The organism is Deltaproteobacteria bacterium (genome assembly GCA_023382265.1).
GTDB lineage: Bacteria > JAMCPX01 > JAMCPX01 > JAMCPX01 > JAMCPX01 > JAMCPX01.
Genome location: JAMCPX010000003.1, coordinates 1 through 16183 on the forward strand (window position 1 = coordinate 1; position 16183 = coordinate 16183).

Annotated in this window: 19 protein-coding genes; 11 read left to right on the plus strand and 8 right to left on the minus strand. The window is 41.9% G+C overall.

The features are described from left to right. The first annotated feature begins 620 nt into the window (after nucleotides 1–620). The gene (locus M1381_00315) at nucleotides 621–911 is read left to right on the plus strand and encodes a hypothetical protein (protein MCL4477532.1); all 291 of its coding nucleotides are present in this window, start codon (nucleotides 621–623) and stop codon (nucleotides 909–911) included. Nucleotide 912: 1 nt separating this feature from the next. After that, nucleotides 913–1263, plus strand: a complete 351-nt coding sequence (locus tag M1381_00320) for a type II toxin-antitoxin system PemK/MazF family toxin (GenBank protein MCL4477533.1) — start codon at nucleotides 913–915, stop codon at nucleotides 1261–1263. A 544-nt stretch (nucleotides 1264–1807) separates the two neighbouring features. Here M1381_00320 and M1381_00325 read toward each other — a convergent pair. Together M1381_00325 and M1381_00330 are read right to left on the minus strand one after the other, a co-directional pair. Next, entirely contained in the window at nucleotides 1808–2227 is a 420-nt protein-coding gene (locus tag M1381_00325; GenBank protein ID MCL4477534.1) for a type II toxin-antitoxin system VapC family toxin, read from the minus strand. Next, on the minus strand, nucleotides 2214–2471 hold the full coding sequence (locus tag M1381_00330) for an AbrB/MazE/SpoVT family DNA-binding domain-containing protein (protein ID MCL4477535.1): 258 nt from the start codon (nucleotides 2469–2471) through the stop codon (nucleotides 2214–2216). The genes M1381_00325 and M1381_00330 overlap by 14 nt, the downstream gene beginning before the upstream one ends. Nucleotides 2472–2545: 74 nt before the next feature. Here M1381_00330 and M1381_00335 point away from each other — a divergent pair, with 74 nt between their 5' ends. The 7 genes from M1381_00335 (at nucleotide 2546) to M1381_00365 (ending at nucleotide 9833) form a co-directional block, all read left to right on the plus strand. After that, nucleotides 2546–2731 (plus strand): hypothetical protein, encoded by a 186-nt coding sequence (locus M1381_00335; GenBank protein MCL4477536.1) that lies wholly within the window; start codon nucleotides 2546–2548, stop codon nucleotides 2729–2731. Between the two features lie 12 nt (nucleotides 2732–2743). Next, entirely contained in the window at nucleotides 2744–5209 is a 2466-nt protein-coding gene (locus M1381_00340) for a DEAD/DEAH box helicase (protein MCL4477537.1), read from the plus strand. Nucleotides 5210–5256: 47 nt separating this feature from the next. Next, entirely contained in the window at nucleotides 5257–5433 is a 177-nt protein-coding gene (locus tag M1381_00345) for a type II toxin-antitoxin system HicA family toxin (GenBank protein ID MCL4477538.1), read from the plus strand. A gap of 1 nt (nucleotide 5434) precedes the next feature. Beyond that, the gene (locus M1381_00350; protein MCL4477539.1) at nucleotides 5435–5647 is read left to right on the plus strand and encodes a type II toxin-antitoxin system HicB family antitoxin; all 213 of its coding nucleotides are present in this window, start codon (nucleotides 5435–5437) and stop codon (nucleotides 5645–5647) included. Nucleotides 5648–6051: 404 nt separating this feature from the next. After that, nucleotides 6052–8097 carry a DEAD/DEAH box helicase gene (locus M1381_00355; protein ID MCL4477540.1) on the plus strand — a complete coding sequence of 682 codons (2046 nt, stop codon included), beginning with the start codon at nucleotides 6052–6054 and terminating at the stop codon, nucleotides 8095–8097. 268 nt (nucleotides 8098–8365) lie between these two features. After that, nucleotides 8366–8794: an arsenate reductase ArsC gene (locus tag M1381_00360; GenBank protein ID MCL4477541.1), complete on the plus strand. Its 429-nt coding sequence runs from the start codon at nucleotides 8366–8368 to the stop codon at nucleotides 8792–8794. Beyond that, nucleotides 8787–9833 (plus strand): arsenic resistance protein, encoded by a 1047-nt coding sequence (locus tag M1381_00365; GenBank protein MCL4477542.1) that lies wholly within the window; start codon nucleotides 8787–8789, stop codon nucleotides 9831–9833. The genes M1381_00360 and M1381_00365 overlap by 8 nt, the downstream gene beginning before the upstream one ends. A 5-nt stretch (nucleotides 9834–9838) precedes the next feature. Here M1381_00365 and M1381_00370 read toward each other — a convergent pair whose 3' ends face one another. Next, nucleotides 9839–10282, minus strand: a complete 444-nt coding sequence (locus M1381_00370; protein MCL4477543.1) for a DUF86 domain-containing protein — start codon at nucleotides 10280–10282, stop codon at nucleotides 9839–9841. Next, nucleotides 10279–10713 carry a nucleotidyltransferase domain-containing protein gene (locus M1381_00375; GenBank protein MCL4477544.1) on the minus strand — a complete coding sequence of 145 codons (435 nt, stop codon included), beginning with the start codon at nucleotides 10711–10713 and terminating at the stop codon, nucleotides 10279–10281. Before M1381_00375 ends, M1381_00370 begins: the two co-directional genes overlap by 4 nt. Before the next feature lie 294 nt (nucleotides 10714–11007). On the opposite strand from M1381_00375, the gene M1381_00380 reads away from it, so the two are divergent. Both M1381_00380 and chrA read left to right on the plus strand, forming a co-directional pair. Further along, the gene (locus tag M1381_00380; GenBank protein ID MCL4477545.1) at nucleotides 11008–11274 is read left to right on the plus strand and encodes a hypothetical protein; all 267 of its coding nucleotides are present in this window, start codon (nucleotides 11008–11010) and stop codon (nucleotides 11272–11274) included. Nucleotides 11275–11360: 86 nt separating this feature from the next. After that, nucleotides 11361–12536, plus strand: coding sequence for a chromate efflux transporter (gene chrA, locus M1381_00385; GenBank protein ID MCL4477546.1), 1176 nt, complete (start codon nucleotides 11361–11363; stop codon nucleotides 12534–12536). 87 nt (nucleotides 12537–12623) lie between these two features. On the opposite strand, the gene M1381_00390 is transcribed toward chrA, so the two are convergent. From M1381_00390 to M1381_00405, 4 genes are all read right to left on the minus strand, one after another. Further along, nucleotides 12624–12848, minus strand: coding sequence for a hypothetical protein (locus M1381_00390; protein ID MCL4477547.1), 225 nt, complete (start codon nucleotides 12846–12848; stop codon nucleotides 12624–12626). Beyond that, the gene (locus M1381_00395; GenBank protein ID MCL4477548.1) at nucleotides 12845–13390 is read right to left on the minus strand and encodes a nucleotidyltransferase family protein; all 546 of its coding nucleotides are present in this window, start codon (nucleotides 13388–13390) and stop codon (nucleotides 12845–12847) included. The genes M1381_00390 and M1381_00395 overlap by 4 nt, the downstream gene beginning before the upstream one ends. A gap of 171 nt (nucleotides 13391–13561) precedes the next feature. Beyond that, nucleotides 13562–15088: a transposase gene (locus tag M1381_00400; GenBank protein ID MCL4477549.1), complete on the minus strand. Its 1527-nt coding sequence runs from the start codon at nucleotides 15086–15088 to the stop codon at nucleotides 13562–13564. Between the two features lie 181 nt (nucleotides 15089–15269). Beyond that, nucleotides 15270–16183, minus strand: a 914-nt coding sequence (locus tag M1381_00405; GenBank protein MCL4477550.1) for an MMPL family transporter, incomplete at its 5' end; no start/stop codon positions are given.

Genomic DNA, 16183 nt, shown 5'->3' on the forward strand with positions numbered 1-16183 from the left:
ATATCCTCCGTCTTCCTCTTTTTCCAGAATAATTGTGTAGTTATACTCTTTCATAAATTATCCTTTTAGCCATTATAGCTTCTTTAAGGAAAACTATAATTTATTAAATAAGTAAAAACAAGTAGCAGATAGAATGGTGCACTATGTAAAATTTGAGGTCTATTTGCCAACAAGATTTGAAGATTCTGTCAAATCGCACAAAAGTATATCTGATCTTTGCGCTCTCGGAATAATTGCCTCCGTCCTAAGCTCAATCAGCCTTATTATGTCTTCACTGGCCGTACAAAATATTCTTATCTGGTGGGACGATAAGAAGCCACACGACTATGCAGGCCCGGGCGTTATCGGACTGGCTCCCAGGAACGTGAAATCAAGCAACTATTTCTTTGCACCATGGAATCTACTCTCGATCGCATTTATACTCGCATAGACTGCAATATTCATTATCAACTACGGACGGTGACAGAAGGTGGAATGGGGGCGCGTCCCCATATTGCACAGTCCATAGAGCATGTACCGGGATAAAGTCGCGGTCAGACAGCCTTGTTATGTATACTATTTTAGCATACTATTTGACATATTAAAAGTATGTGTTATTGTATTTGTTAGAGAGGTTCATTATGTCTTACAATACACTCAAAAGAATCGGTATTTCGATCCCCGATCCAGTACTCAGAGAATTGCAGCAGTTAGTACCCGAGCGTAAACGAAGCAAATATATCGTCAGAGCAGTGGAAGAAAAGCTTGAAGGCGAGAAGAAGAAGAGATTGCGCGACGAGATGATAAAAAGTTACAAGGCCAATGGAGATAGGGATGCTTCTATGGCAGAGGAATGGCGTTACCTTGAAGAGGAGGCGGAAAGATTGATAGAGATTCGAGAGCCCAAAAAAAGACCCTACAGGCGGAAATAAGATGATTCTTCCCAAAAGAGGCGAAGTTTATTATGTGAATTTCGATCCCACTATCGGTGTAGAGATTAGAAAGACCCGCCCGGCACTGATTATTCAAAACGATGTAGGCAATGCATATTCTCAGGCAACAATTGTTGCGGCCATTACATCGACAAAAAGAGAAGTTTCTCCTTACGAAGTCCTTTTGAAATCCGGGGAAGGCGGACTACCAAAAGATTCTATTGTGTTATTAAATCAGGTTAGGACGATAGACAAGAAAAGGTTGGGGAAAAGACTCGGGACAATATCATCTGAGAGTATAAAATGGGTGGATAAGGCTTTAGAAATAAGTCTTGGTTTAATAAAAATATGATCATTACCGTACCGCTTGTGGGAACCACAGGGTCACCCTTGATATGTGAAATGATGTTATCGATCTCCTTTTTTAATATCCCCTTCGGGGATGGTTGAAATCCCTCGCCTTCAGGCGAAGCGAAAAGTGTGCTAATGTGGTTGCATGCGACAATATCGTGCTGGAACGCACACGAAATATGATTTGAAGGTACTATATAAAGTTTAATCAAGAATTTATCCTAATTGTTTTTTACACTATTCAAATTATAGGTGAACTATAAAAGGTAAAGAAGTGGGTAGCATCTACACATTGCACAATCCATTTCGTAAAGCTTCTGGAGCATGAGGCTGTGGTGACGAACCACAGGGTGGTTTGGATGGCGGCTTTTCACGGACTTTTGTTAACCGCTCTTGTTACAGAGAAAGAGGTGTACATTGTTCATCTCTGTCCACATGATAGTCATAGTACAGGACACCAGTATAAATCAGGAAGAAGAAAAGGGTGTTTTGTTTTGATAAAAGCGAACCTATGTCAATTGGCCACCAGATCATATTTGAGATACTTATGGTTTTCTTATCTCGATGTCCTTTACTTTTTTGAAGTGCTTTTTATCAAAAGTGTAGATGGTCTTGATGTTTCTATCCTTGGCAAATTCAATTATCCATGCATCTATCAGATCTATGTTTTGGGATTTATAGAGGAGCAAAGCCGATGCTATTACTGGTCTATCCATGACTTCGATACCAGGTGTATTAAGAATGGCCTGTACAATGCCGGCAATATCGGTTGCCTGCATTTCATAAAAACTTTCAAGAACCCATACAAGTTCTGCGATAACAATTGAAGGGATAAGTACCTGTACATCACCATTCATTGCCTTCGTCAGCAGGTTATCGACTGATTTTGCTTTTCCTGGATCATCGTCTGTAATATATCTGACCAGAAGGTTTGTATCAATAACAACCTTTTCAAGATTTGCCACTTTGGGCTACCTTTCTCCCAATGTATTCCTTTGCATTTTCTCTTATGTTATCAAAGTCTATTGCCTGTTTTTTACCCTTCAAGTAGCCTTTAAACTCCTTGAGTGTCGCAGCCGGCCTGATGACGAGCTTGTCTTCTTCCTTTTCAAAGACCACAACACTCCCGTAGTGCACTTTGAGCAGCTTTCTTACAGCTTTTGGTAATGTAATCTGACCTTTTGATGTAATTTTTGCCGTTGCCGTCATTTTTAAATCTCCTTACAATTATCATTGTCCTTACTTTTAAGGATATTGTATATAATTCCATAAGTCAAGGAGAAATGGGGTCGCCTTTACACTACACAATCCACATGGACTCTAAGTACGATCTCAACATCCGGAATAAAAACGCTGTCATAAAGCTTCTGGAGCATGAGGCTGAGGTAACGAACTGTATGGTAGTGGCAGACCTGTGTGTCTGTCCTGATAAAAAAATGAATGTTGACAAACAATTTGAGTTGATGTGATATTTTTGACATATGAATAATAGAAAAGATAAGGCAGTCAGATTGAAATTATCAAGGACACACAAACCGGACGAAATAGCGCTTGAGGAATGGCAGCGTTTGCTGAGAAAACAATACGGAGAGCAGCAAGATTATACACTCAAGAATATCGGTGAACATCCAATATTCTCTGAATTTTTGCTCACCAATCCCGGTTCTGGAAAGACTTACAGGGTTGCCATCCGTGGAAACAACCCGGGATATAACTATTGCTCCTGTCCTGATTTCAGCATCAATAACCTTGGGACATGCAAACATATAGAATTTATCCTATCCAGATTAATGAAGAAAAAAGGGGCGAAAAAGGCGTTCAGAGAGGGGTATATCCAGCCTTATTCCGAGGTATACGTACACTATGGACTCAAAAGGGATGTAAGGTTCAATACCGGGAAGGAGGCACCTTCTGAGTTGCTCTCTCTGGTGACTGAATTTTTTGAGTCAAATGGTATTCTTAAGGATGATCATATCCTTAATTTTAACCAATTTCTTAACCGATTACCCCGGGGAAATGGACACGAAGTGCGATGTTATGATGATGTAATGTCCTACATCGCTGAACATCAGGATGCAGAACACCGGCGGGATATCATCAACTCTACGCTCAAGGAGGGGATTGACAGCCCTCTTTTTAAAGATATTCTCAAGACCGAGTTATACCCGTATCAGCGAGAAGGTGCATTGTTTGCAGTAAAGGCCGGAAGATGCCTTATCGGTGATGATATGGGACTGGGGAAAACCATTGAAGCCATTGCAGCCGCCGAGCTCATGGTTAAGCTGTTCAATATTCGGAAGGTTTTGATTATATGCCCTACTTCCCTGAAACATCAGTGGCGTACAGAGATAGAAAAGTTCACCGGCAGGTCGGTTGATGTGATTGAGGGCCTGAACCATCAGAGGATGGGACTCTATCAAAAGGAGTCCTTTTACAAGCTTATCAATTACGAGATGGTCTTCCGGGATGCGGAAAGGATAATTGAATGGGCACCTGATCTCATAATATTGGACGAGGCACAAAGGATTAAAAACTGGAAGACGAGAACCGCTCAATATGTAAAGCAGCTTGAATCTACCTTTGCCATTGTGCTTACCGGAACCCCCATAGAAAATAAGATTGAAGAGCTGCATTCCCTGGTAGAATTTATTGATCGACGGCACCTTGGGCCTTTATACAGGTTTGTCCATCACCACAGGGTCGTAGATGAAGGCGGAAAGGTAATTGGATACCGGAACCTGCAGTCTGTCAGAGATTCATTGAAGCATGTCATGATCCGCAGAAAAAAGGAAGATGTGCTCAAACAGCTTCCTGAAAGGATAGATAAGAACTTTTTTGTGCCCATGACGAACGAGCAAAGGGCTATACATGATGAGAATTATGACATTGTAGTAAAATTGGTGGCAAAGTGGAGGCGGTATAAGTTCCTATGCGAGGCTGACCAGAGGCGTTTGCAGATAGCCTTGAATTATATGAGAATGGCTGCCGACAATACCTATCTGGTAGATAAGAAAACGGTTCATGGACCAAAGATTGAGGAGTTGTCCATAATCCTGAAAGAAATAATCATTGAGGGTGGAGAAAAAGCAGTCATCTTCAGTCAATGGATCAGGATGATGGAATTGATTGAACAGATTCTTGAGAAAAACGGGATCAAATATGTTCACCTGAACGGAAGCGTTCCATCGAAAGAGAGAAAGACCCTGATGTCGCGATTTAAGGAAGATCCTACGTGCATGGTATTTCTATCTACAGACGCAGGCGGAGTCGGGTTAAACCTGCAAAGCGGCTCTTTTGTAATAAACATGGATATTCCATGGAATCCTGCTGTTCTTGAGCAACGTATAGGCAGGGTGCATAGACTTGGACAACACAGGACAGTTCATGTCATAAACTTTATCACATCTACATCAATTGAGGAGAGGATACTCGATCTCCTCAAGTTTAAAAAGTCCCTGTTTGCAGGTGCTCTGGATAATGATGGACAAGATGTTGTGATGGTTGGAGAATCCCAGATGAAAAGATTTATGGAATCAGTGGGGAGTATAGCGGAAAATCTGGAGAAGGTGGATCATGCAATGGAAAAACAACAAGAGATAGAAGCCGATCTGGCAAGAAATGCCGCCGATATAGCGGACCTACAGGAAACGGAAAACAGCGATAAAACTATGCCTCCAATGGAATATGATGGAAGGGACATGGAACCGTTGCATAATCTGCTCACCAGCGCCGCTCAATTTCTGATGAACCTCAATAAACTCATCTCACAACCATCGCAGCCTGCCGGACAGACCGGGAATAGTTATCTGAATACTATGATAGACAGGGACGAAAAAACAGGAAAAACCTATGTAAAAATACCGCTTCCGGAAACCGATGCTGTAAAGAATATCTTTTCAGCCATAGCTGCATTGCTGCCGAATATGGTGCAGGGAACAAAGACATGAATGTGTACAATTTTTAAAGCCAGTTTTGTAATTACTGACTCTGAAACATAAAATTAATTGAATCAGATGGCTGGTATTTAATTACAACAAAAGGCAGTCATAGACAATATAAACATACTATAAAACCCGGACGAGTTACAATTGCAGGACACCAAAATGATGATTTAGCACCGGGAACATTAAATAGTATTTTGAAGCAAGCAAAATTAAAGGAGGTAAAATAAGATGTATCGTTTCCTTATAATTATTGAGAAGGCTGATGGTAATTATTCAGCATATTCACCTGATTTGCCCGGTTGTATCGCTACAGGCAGCACCCGTTTTTATGCAGAGAAGAATATGCATGAAGCTATTGAAATGCATGTGCGAGGATTACAAGAAGACAGAGAACCCATCCCAGAACCCCGTTCTTTTGCCGAATATATAGCTGTTCCATAGAAGATATATCGATCGTTTTTGCAAAACATTGGGAGGCTACGTATATTAAAGTCATCAATGATCTTCCTACCGAAGAAGCAATCATTAAAGAAAAGCTTCAAAGACTTAATGAGCAGATTGCGCTTCTTACGGAGTTAAAACAAGAATACCTTTATAAACTTCGTTCCCTTGAGAAGAATACCGCTCCATCTGCTCCAGCCGCTACAAAACCCGGTCTTTCTCAGGAAGAAAAAATAAACCTGTTTATGACTTATTTCAGAGGACGCAGTGATGTGTATGCCCGTTTGTGGACTAGTAACCGTACCGGCAAAAAGGGCTATAGTCCTGTCTGTGCTAACGAGTGGGGTCATCGGATATGCGGAAAACCCGGTGTAAAATGCTCTGAATGTCGAAATCAAAAATTTATGCCGCTCGATACGAATGCTATAGTGGAACATCTCTCGGGCAATCAGGTTATCGGCATATATCCAATGCTTCAAAACGACAATTGCTTTTTTCTGGCCATGGATTTTGACAGGGAACATTGGCTGGATGATATTTCAGTATTGAAAAAGATTTGTAATGATGAAGGCATTCCCGCAATCATTGAGAGGTCCCGCTCCGGTACAGGCGGGCATCTGTGGATATTCTTCAACGAAGAAATTCCGGCAGTTTTGGCAAGGAAACTCGGAAGCTATTTGATTACCATAGCTATGAACAAGCGGTATCAAATAGACATGAAAAGCTATGATCGATTGTTTCCTAATCAGGACACATTACCCAAAGGGGGTTTTGGAAATCTCATAGCACTGCCTTTTCAGAAAAAATCTATAGATAATGGTAACAGCGTTTTCATTGATGAAAAAGGTATTCCTTATTCGGATCAATGGGACTTTCTTAGCTCCATCCGTAGAATGCCATATCAAGAAATACAGGGCATTGTTGATAAAGGGATGAAAACCGGACAGATAATTGTAGTCAGACGAGGTTCTGTTGATGAAAGCGATGAGCCGTGGATGAGACTGTCTTCTGAGAAAAGACAATTAAAGATAGAAATTAAAGATTTACCGGATTCTATTGAATCAGTATTGGCAAACCGCATTTACATTAAAACAGAAAACATACCTCCTATTTTACTAAATCAACTCAAACATCTTGCAGCGTTTCAAAATCCTGAATTTTATAAAAAGCAGAAAATGAGGTTTTCTACTCATGCCACCCCAAGGATAATCTGCTGTTCCGAGATTATTGACGAGTATCTTTCACTACCCAGAGGGTGTCTGCACGATATGGAAACACTTCTGAAGGAGCTCGGCATAAAACTTTTGATTCAGGACAAGAGAAATGCAGGGAGCAAGATGGATTTTTCTTTCCAGGGATCACTTAATATAGAACAATATAAAGCACTCAAAAGTATATTATCGGATGACTTTGGTGTTTTTGTCGCACCGCCCGGGACAGGGAAAACAGTGCTGGCAATAGCTGCAATTGCCGAAAGAAAAACAAACACGCTGATATTGGTCCATAGAAAACCGTTAATGGAGCAATGGCGGTTACAAATAGCATCGTTACTCAATATTGAAAAAAAGTGTATCGGCCATATCGGTAGCGGCAAAAACAAACCTACAAACATTATTGATGTCGCTATGTTTCAAAGCATGGATGCCCAAGAAGGTGTCAATGACCTGATTGCAAACTATGGGTTTGTGATAGTAGACGAATGTCATCATGTGAGCGCCTTTTCATTTGAAAAAGTACTTAATCAAGCAAAGGCTAAGTATGTTTTGGGACTTACAGCAACACCATATCGCAGGGATGGCCATCAACCGATTATCCATTTTCAATGTGGGCATGTATGTTGCCAGATAAAGCAGAAGGATTTATCAGAATATGTTGCAAATGCCTATGTTATAACAAGAGAAACTACTTTTTCGTATGAATGGAATGAAAGCTCCAAAATACAGGAGCTCTGGCAGAATATGATTACCGATGAACAGCGCAACCAGATGATTGTCAATGATATTCTTGATGTTTTAGAGGAAAACCGGTTCCCTTTGATTCTCACGGAGCAAAGGGAACATCTGGAACGATTGGCTGAGTTACTCCACGACAAGGTTGATTTAATTATACTTCTCTATGGCGGTTTGAAAGAAAAAGCCCGCCAAGATGTAATGGAAAAACTTAAGAACAGTACCCCTGATGATAAAAAAGTCATAATAGCTACAGGGTCGTATATTGGTGAAGGGTTTGACGAACCACGATTAGACACACTGTTTTTAACTATGCCCCGCTCATTTAAGGGACGCATAGTTCAATATGCCGGACGTTTACATAGACATTACATGAACAAGCAGGATATTCGTATCTATGACTACGTCGACAGCGGTATTTCTGTCCTGTTGAATATGTTCAGGAAACGTATGAAGACTTACAAGATGCTTGGATACTCTATCAATGAAAAAGAAAAGTGAAATACACGAATCTATCAAAACTAAACAAGAAGGAGTATCATTGGATTATTCAGACTATAAACCTTCCAAGGTAACAGATGTTTATTTACAAATTGACGGCTAACCACTTTGCAGTAAAGGTAATCCTTGACACATATAATCATAATGTTTTACATATCACTATATCGTGATAAAGGAATTCATAACCAAAAAGACATCTGAGATAGAAACTGTAAATAAGCGCAAATACTCATGAAGCTCTGCTTTTAAGTTTGAGAAGAGGTAAAAGATGAAGGTAATGTTTATGTGTACGGGTAATTCATGCCGCAGTCAGATGGCAGAAGGGTTTGCAAGGGCATTGGGTAAAGGATTGATAGAGCCCTCTAGCGCCGGTGTGATGCCATCAGAGGTGCATCCGAAAACTGTTCAGGTGATGAAAGAGATAGGTATAGACATTTCAAACCAGAGGTCAAAGGGTATAGATGAAAGCCTTTTGAATACAATGGATATAGTTATTACACTGTGCAGCAGTGCAGAGGCAATGTGTCCTATGACACCGCCGCGAATAAGGCGTATCCACTGGTCTATAGATGATCCAAAATCAGCCACGGGTACTGAAGAAGAGGTGCTTAATGCCTTTCGAAGGGCGAGAGAAGAAATAAAGAAAAAAATTGAAATCCTGATTGAGGAATTAAAACGTGTTCAGAAGATTGTTTGAGAAATTGCACAACTTCAGGTTGCTGCCGGTCTTTGTGATCGTGAGCATGGCAATAGGCATAGGCATCGGCAGGTTATACGGGATTTCCAATTTTGCACTCACACCGCCGATCGACGCTATCAAAGCCATATTCCATGGAACATACGCATTTAATCTCCCCAACACCCTTGCTCTCGGGGTTGTGGCGGGTCTTTTCATGATGATATACCCGGCGATGGCAAACATTAAATTTGAAGACCTGGGCAAGGCTGCACGATCACCAAAACAGCTTCTTATTGTCATGTTCTTCAACTTTGCGATAGCCCCGTTTTTTATGCTTTTGCTCGCCAAGATCTTTTTGGGCGGCGAGCCCGATCTTTATACAGGGCTTGTTTTGTACGGCCTTGCACCATGCATAGCAATGGTGATTGTTTTTACCTACCTTGCACAGGGCAATGCACCTCTCGCGATAATACTCGTGGCCGTAAACTCCATCATTCAAATGCTGCTTATTCCGGTCTACGCGAAACTTCTGCTCGGTAATGTCCATTTTGATGTCTGGGTCATCGGCGAAAGCGTGCTCCTCTATCTCGGCTTACCTCTTGTTGCCGGCATACTTACACGAGTGTTGGGTGTAAAGAGATTCGGCGAAGCGTGGTTTAATAAACTGAAATTCTATCTTGACACCTTATCCATCGCCGGGCTCCTTTTTACGCTTATCGTTATGTTCGCACTCAAAGGCGATCTGATCCTGAAGGAGCCGTTTTTGATAGTACGGATGGCTGTGCCCATGATACTTTTTTTCTGGGTGATGTTTCCCGTGGTTTATCTCGTGAGCTGGAAGCTGAAGTTGAATTACGAAGATTCTGTGGCTGTTGCATTCAATTCCACGGGCAGGGATTTTGAGATAGCTATTGCAATAGCCATAACCGCATTCAACCCCACCGTTGCACTTGCGACCGTCATTGGTCCGCTTATCGAGGTGCCGGTCATGCTCGTGCTTGTCTGGTTCGCAAAGAGAACTGAAATGAAGCTCTTTTGGCAGCAAAAAATTGCTTAAAGAGATTACTGCAGTTTCTTTTCTTCTCTGATCGTCGTCAACTGCAAAAAGTGTTTTATCGAGTTCCTTGTATCCATGTAGCTTTTTATGGCTTCCCACTTAAAATCAAGATATCTGTGTGCTAATCTGTTCCTCTGCCTCGCAAGTCGCGCCAATTGAGTGGCTTCATTACTGGTCAGGCCGACGATAAGGCTTGCCTGTTCAATAACTGTTGCATAGTCCTCAACCCGCTTTTCTTCCTCGACAACTATTACACCCGAGATTTCTATTAAAGCCGTGAGAATATTTTCAACGGTCTTTTCAAGGGCCTTTAATTTTAATGGTTCCATTATGCGATAATTCTGCCACGTAATGCCTGAGAAGTATGCGTCGAAATCCTCCATTTCTTTTACAATGAAGTTTACCGATGCAATCACTCTACCCTTTGAATAAAAAAAATCGGGAGTCACGATGCAATTTTCTCCAATCGCTTGTTCGCTATATCAAGTTGCCATTTCAGTCCGAAGCTGCTGAAGTCTTCCATTTCATAAATAGCCCTGAGAAAATAGTCAATGTAACAGTTCGCATCGCCGACAAATAGGGGCTTGCCGTGTACTATGGCATTATAATAGAGCAGGGGTTTGCTGAAATCGCTGTCGATGAAAATAATTTCGACATCTTTTCCCGTCAGCTTACCGGTGGCAATGGATATATCGGTAATAACCTCGAACAGATTTTTTTTATCCTTTGCTTTGTCTTCTTCAAATACAAGAGCAACATCTATGTCCGATTGTTCGGTTTGATTATGGTGGGCATAAGAACCATACAGAAAAGCCAGTTTAATGCCATATTTTTCTGCATTTGTTTTGAAATATGTTTTCAGTATGTCAAGGATATCCATATTCAATACTCTCTTCTATGAAGTATATAGGGCAGTGAACTAAAAGTCAAAAGAGGTCGTATAAAATTGATTGGCGCAAATGTAATAAATACAGCAATTGTCATCTCGATGTTGTTTCAGGCTCTTGCTCTTGTGGAATATAAATACAAGATGCTGACATAGATTCAGCATGACAAACCTGCTATTTTTTGAATTGTCGATCAGCCTAATTTATCTTGACAAGTTATGAGCGAATGCTTATAAATAGTATAAGGGTTTCAAAGAGGATCTGATTAAATTAAGGAGGTGAATTATATGTATGGACATGAAGGTTGTCACCACGAAGGTAATGGCAGAGGTATGTGGGAAAATGAGCATCAGCATGGCAGAGGAGCAGGCTGCTGTGGAGAAGAAAGGCATGGGTATGAACACGGCTATGGGTTCAGCCATAGATTCAGAGATGAAATATTCCCATCCCGTGAGCGTTTGCAGAAAACTCTCGAATGGCTAAAGCAAGAGAAATCGGATTTAGAAAAACGCATAACCGATTTAGATGCCTTACTCAAGAGCAGTCAGAGTTAAACATGCTGTTGTGAATAGGAAGGGGAGTGCGTAAATAAACAAACCTTCCTATTACTTTTTTAAGTATAAAATATTATTATTCAAATATGATGAACAAGTCTTTCCAGAAAACTCCTTCCATGTGGAGTTTGTTCCTATCATTCTTACGGCTTGGGCTGACAGCCTTCGGTGGTCCTGCAATGGTTGCGTATATCAAAGAGCTCTCCGTAAAACAGAATAGCTGGCTTGATGAGCAGAGCTTTCAAGAAGGGGTTGTAATATGTCAGTCCATACCAGGTGCAACCGCCATGCAAACCGCAGCTTATGTGGGTCTCAGAGCACGAGGTTTAAAAGGTGCATTGACTACATATATAGGATTTGGTTTGCCTGCATTTATTTTCATGTTGATCCTGTCATTCCTCTATGTAAGATACAGCACCTTAAATCAGGTCAGTGCACTATTCAGGGGGCTTGCCGTGATCGTTGTTGCTATTGTAGCCAATGCAACCTATTCATTCGGGAAAGGCTCAGTCAAAGATTATAAAGAGCTCTTGATAGCTCTGTTGGCAGCCATACTCTTCTGGTTAGGTCTAAGCCCTTTTCTCGTAATTATCGGGGCTGCATTAGCCGGTATTTTATTGTTTAGCGCAGACAAGATAGTATCATCATTCGTTCCAAATCAGAAAAACGGCAACACGGCGTTCTATAAACATATCAGTCTGCTTTTTCTCCTATTGATCACTGCTCTTATAGGGATTTATTATACAAACACAAAACTCTTCAACCTTGCGGCATTGATGCTCAAGATAGATACCTTTGCCTTTGGAGGCGGTTTTGCATCTGTACCATTGATGCTTCATGAGGTTGTTTCTGTAAAAAGATGGATGGATTATAAAACATTCATTGATGGCATTGCATTGGGTCAGATAACACCTGGACCGATTGTTATAACAGCGACCTTTGTAGGTTTTATCGTCTATGGAATTATTGGGGCACTGGTTGCAACTGTTGCCGTATTTACACCTTCTTTTTTGATACTCGTTCTGGTAACTCCTGTATTTGATAGATTAAAGTCATCTGTCCTGATTTCAAAGGCAACAAAAGGGATACTTGCCTCCTTTGTAGGGCTTTTATTCTTTGTTACCATAAAATTCGCACTGGCAGTACCCTGGGATGTTGCAAAGGTTGTGTTCGGTATAGCTGCATTGGCTGCACTGCTCAAAAAAGTTAATATTTTATACGTGGTCTTGATAGGGGCAGTTGTTTCAATATTCTTGTTTTAAGTTAAGATAGGGAGGGGGTATTGGGGTGATTCTTAGTTGGGGGGGAATAGGCCAGTTCCAATTTTATAAAGATGTATTGATAGATATTTATAATTTCATTTTTACATCAAGCATAGGCTTTAAAACCTTTTGCATGTGGTTGATAAATTCATTAAATTGAGTAACAAATTCAATATAAGCATCCACATCTACTTTGCCGTTTTTAAGAAACGGGTTTTTCCATTGTGAGCGAAGCATTTCGATGTCCTTTTTAAAGCTTTCTGATTTTGCAAACTCGAGAAGCTCTTTTTTAGCCTCTTCAGAAAGTTTCATTGCTCCCCGCCTTCAAATATTTGTTTGTATAGATTTTCCATACCAAAAATCTTGAAGTATTCTTTCACCAATTCCATATTGAGCAGATCCCTGTATAGTGATACGAGCACTTCTATATCAGCAATATCTATTTTTTCTCTTGAAGGATTATTAAAAATAGACTGGAGTTTCAGTCCAATAATGTCCTCGGGTAGCAAAGTCTTTATTTTTAATTTACCGCCAAAAATATCTTTCGCCTTTGCCCTTTGTAACATTTCAAGGCTTACCTTTCTAAAAGCATGGATAAAATCTATACCGCCAAAAATTTTCATGGGCGAGATATATTGTGAAACATTTTTAGTGTGATTATACCGCTCATAGCTCATATCAATCATAATGTTATGGACTGCCTTCATGTCATCCTTGTTTACAAGAAAATCCAGATCCACGGTTGATCTTGAACCACCCCATAAGCCCATAGCAAAGCCGCCGGTCAAAGCATAGCGGATATTATGCTCGTCAAAGGCAGTTAAAAGTTTTTCCAGAACAAGTTTAAAGTCCATTTAAATACATTCTTAACAATACCATTTAAATAATGCATACATTAGCAAATATCTACTATATTATCAATAATCCTTCCCTATTTTTTAAAATAAATATTTTAGGGTAAATAAACTCAACAATTGGTCTGCTTAAAATATCGATTGAAAATAATGTCCTAAAATCCCGCCGAATTATAACAAGGATTGGGATGGTTCTGGGATATGAAACAGTTTAAACAGATACCTTTGGTTTTTAGAAATCTCGGTCAGTATTTTCCTATTGTCTGATAGCTCTACGACCTTCAAACGCTTCAGTTCGCTCATCACCTCTTCCTGGGTATATCGCTTGTACAGATCGGTTGTTTTCATAGTCTTGTCGATCCATGAATGGAGAATCAAACCAATAAATGCCATAAAGGTCCGCCCCCCCATCGCCAACTCCGAGTGGATGCGTAATCGTTTCATATCCAGTTCATTCTCCATATTGTCAAATGCCCTCTCGACAATATCTTTTGAACGATACAGATACAGACACCCTTTCTCATCACGCACCGTATTGCTTATCATGACCATGAATCCCTTGTATTCCAAGGCATCTCTGATTGCCTCCTCCCGCCGTAGAATCCGCACCCCCTCCTTTGACTTCCGTACCCTCACATATTTCATGCAGGGGTCAGAAAATCCGTATGCCGGGTGTCGCCGGTCTTTCAGTCTTTGTTCCAGATTCATAATCCTTTTGAGAAGGCTTTCTTTTGCATCAAGGGCTCGCCGTTCGTTATAATAAACAAACACATATCCCCGATGACCGTGGATCGTTATCTTTTGCCTTTCGCCCTGGATAATATCGCCGTTGAGAGGAAACGACTGTCTCGGGGACTGCAACGCCTCTCTCATCGTATCAACCCATGTTTTGGCAAATTGAGTGGTAAAGGGAACAGCAATAGCGTATTTTATCCCTTTTTGAGCCATCTGCTCGAGGTTGGCATCACTGTAGAATCCTTTGTCCATGACAAATCGCACGGAATCAATCTGAAGTTCCTTGGCATACTGAATCATGTTGGACAGGGTACTCATGTCCCGAATACTTCCCGCAACGACAAAATAAAATATGGGCAGGAAAGAACTCTCCCCGAACAGCATAGCCATGTTGATTTGAGGCAGTTCCTCTCCATCCCGATTATATCCGAACTCCAGGAACTCATTGAGCCTGGAATAGGAAGAAATAGAGGTGATGTCGTATGCTATACATTCCTGCTCTGCCCGTTTCCGTGCCCATGCCCTGAAAAAAGACATCCGATCGTGATCCCGTGTCCCCAGTTCTTGAAGCAGTTCGCTGATACGCTGTGAGGAAAGGCGGATGTTTTGGATGGTCTCGGTAGACAAACACCACGGCTCGCACAGATACAAAGGCTTTCGCTCGGAGACTTCATAAAAGGCACAGGTGAGTATCTCCCCCCATATATCGGGAAAGACCTCCTTAAGCACAGAAAGAAGCCCAGTCTGTTGTGCGATGGTCAACAGGAAATGATAATTCCCATAGTCTCTGCATCCCCGGGGAGGGAGTTGAGATTTGGATGGAATGATCTCTCCGGTCTTCGGGTCCTTCTTCCCCAGAAGGATGCGGCGATGCCGGGCCTGTTTCTTGTCTTTGTCCCAGTAGCCTTCGGAACGATACACATAGGTAACCCCTTTGATGGTATGTTCAACGAAAAAAGCCATATCTTCCTCCTTTCATTGTTATAATTATAACAATGATAAAACAAAAAGTCAAGTCTTTTCTATAAACGAAGCGATTGACTTTAAGAGTGGGAAAGACTAATTCTTTAAAAAATTGAAGAAGTCCTTGTTCTAATTTAACGGGACTTTAGGATCTGATCGTTGGCCGCGGAGCTGTCGCGGGTCACCTGCTCAGCCATTTGAGGTGTCTGTGCGCCAGCAGGAGCAGTGCCGGGAACACGGTTATGGAGACGATGGAGCTGTATATCACCATGCTCGCCGAGAGGATGCCGAAGTAGATCATGGGCAGGAAGCTCGAGATCGTAAGCACCGAGAAGTCCCCGACGAGCACGATGGCGCTGTTGAGGATCGACCTGCCCGTTACCACGGTCGCCTCCTTCATGGCCCTCTCGATGGATCCGTTCTCGTCCTGCCTGAACCGCATCCTGAATCCCATCACGAAGTGGATTATATAGTCCACGCCGACGCCTATCGTCATACTCGCTATGAGCCCGGTCGCGACGTTCAGGGGGATATGGAACAGCTCCATTATGCCATAGTTGTACGTGACTTTTATCAGGAGCGGAGCGAGCGTTATGAGCCCTCCCAGGAGCGACTTGAACACGATGGACAGCAGGAGAAAGACCGCTATGATGGATAAGTAGAGGCTCGTTTCCTGGTTCTCTATCAGGTGCTTGTTGATCGTGATCATAAGCATGGGCGAGCCCGTCAACGTAAAGTGCAAGTCCTTCGATTCCAGGGGCCCGATCCTGTCCATGACCTGTGCAACGATGGCCTCTATCTCGTGGTAGCCGAATTTCCCTATCCTCGCCTGGATGACGGCCTGCCTCGAATCGGGTGTGATAAGCGTATCGAGCATCTTTTGATCGGACATGGAGTAGAGCAGCAGGTACTGGGCGATCGCATTGCCAGAGTCCGGGACCCTATGGAAGGAGGGATCGTTGTTGTGCATGACCTGGTTCATTTTCTCGACGAGGTCGGCTATGCTGAAGGGATGACTGATCCCCCTGACCGTTTTCAGGGCATCCTCGACCATGACCATCTTTTTCATGGTGTCGGGGGATTTTATGTTTCCGT

Coding starts and splice junctions, on each gene's coding strand:
- M1381_00330 (MCL4477535.1), bottom strand. CDS start 2,471: ATGACGGCAACGGCAAAAATTACATCAAAAGGTCAGATTACATTACCA.
- M1381_00360 (MCL4477541.1), top strand. CDS start 8,366: ATGAAGGTAATGTTTATGTGTACGGGTAATTCATGCCGCAGTCAGATG.
- M1381_00350 (MCL4477539.1), top strand. CDS start 5,435: ATGTATCGTTTCCTTATAATTATTGAGAAGGCTGATGGTAATTATTCA.
- M1381_00380 (MCL4477545.1), top strand. CDS start 11,008: ATGTATGGACATGAAGGTTGTCACCACGAAGGTAATGGCAGAGGTATG.
- M1381_00315 (MCL4477532.1), top strand. CDS start 621: ATGTCTTACAATACACTCAAAAGAATCGGTATTTCGATCCCCGATCCA.
- M1381_00355 (MCL4477540.1), top strand. CDS start 6,052: ATGCCGCTCGATACGAATGCTATAGTGGAACATCTCTCGGGCAATCAG.
- M1381_00320 (MCL4477533.1), top strand. CDS start 913: ATGATTCTTCCCAAAAGAGGCGAAGTTTATTATGTGAATTTCGATCCC.
- M1381_00335 (MCL4477536.1), top strand. CDS start 2,546: ATGGGGTCGCCTTTACACTACACAATCCACATGGACTCTAAGTACGAT.
- M1381_00375 (MCL4477544.1), bottom strand. CDS start 10,713: ATGGATATCCTTGACATACTGAAAACATATTTCAAAACAAATGCAGAA.
- M1381_00340 (MCL4477537.1), top strand. CDS start 2,744: ATGAATAATAGAAAAGATAAGGCAGTCAGATTGAAATTATCAAGGACA.
- chrA (MCL4477546.1), top strand. CDS start 11,361: ATGATGAACAAGTCTTTCCAGAAAACTCCTTCCATGTGGAGTTTGTTC.
- M1381_00390 (MCL4477547.1), bottom strand. CDS start 12,848: ATGAAACTTTCTGAAGAGGCTAAAAAAGAGCTTCTCGAGTTTGCAAAA.
- M1381_00400 (MCL4477549.1), bottom strand. CDS start 15,088: ATGGCTTTTTTCGTTGAACATACCATCAAAGGGGTTACCTATGTGTAT.
- M1381_00395 (MCL4477548.1), bottom strand. CDS start 13,390: ATGGACTTTAAACTTGTTCTGGAAAAACTTTTAACTGCCTTTGACGAG.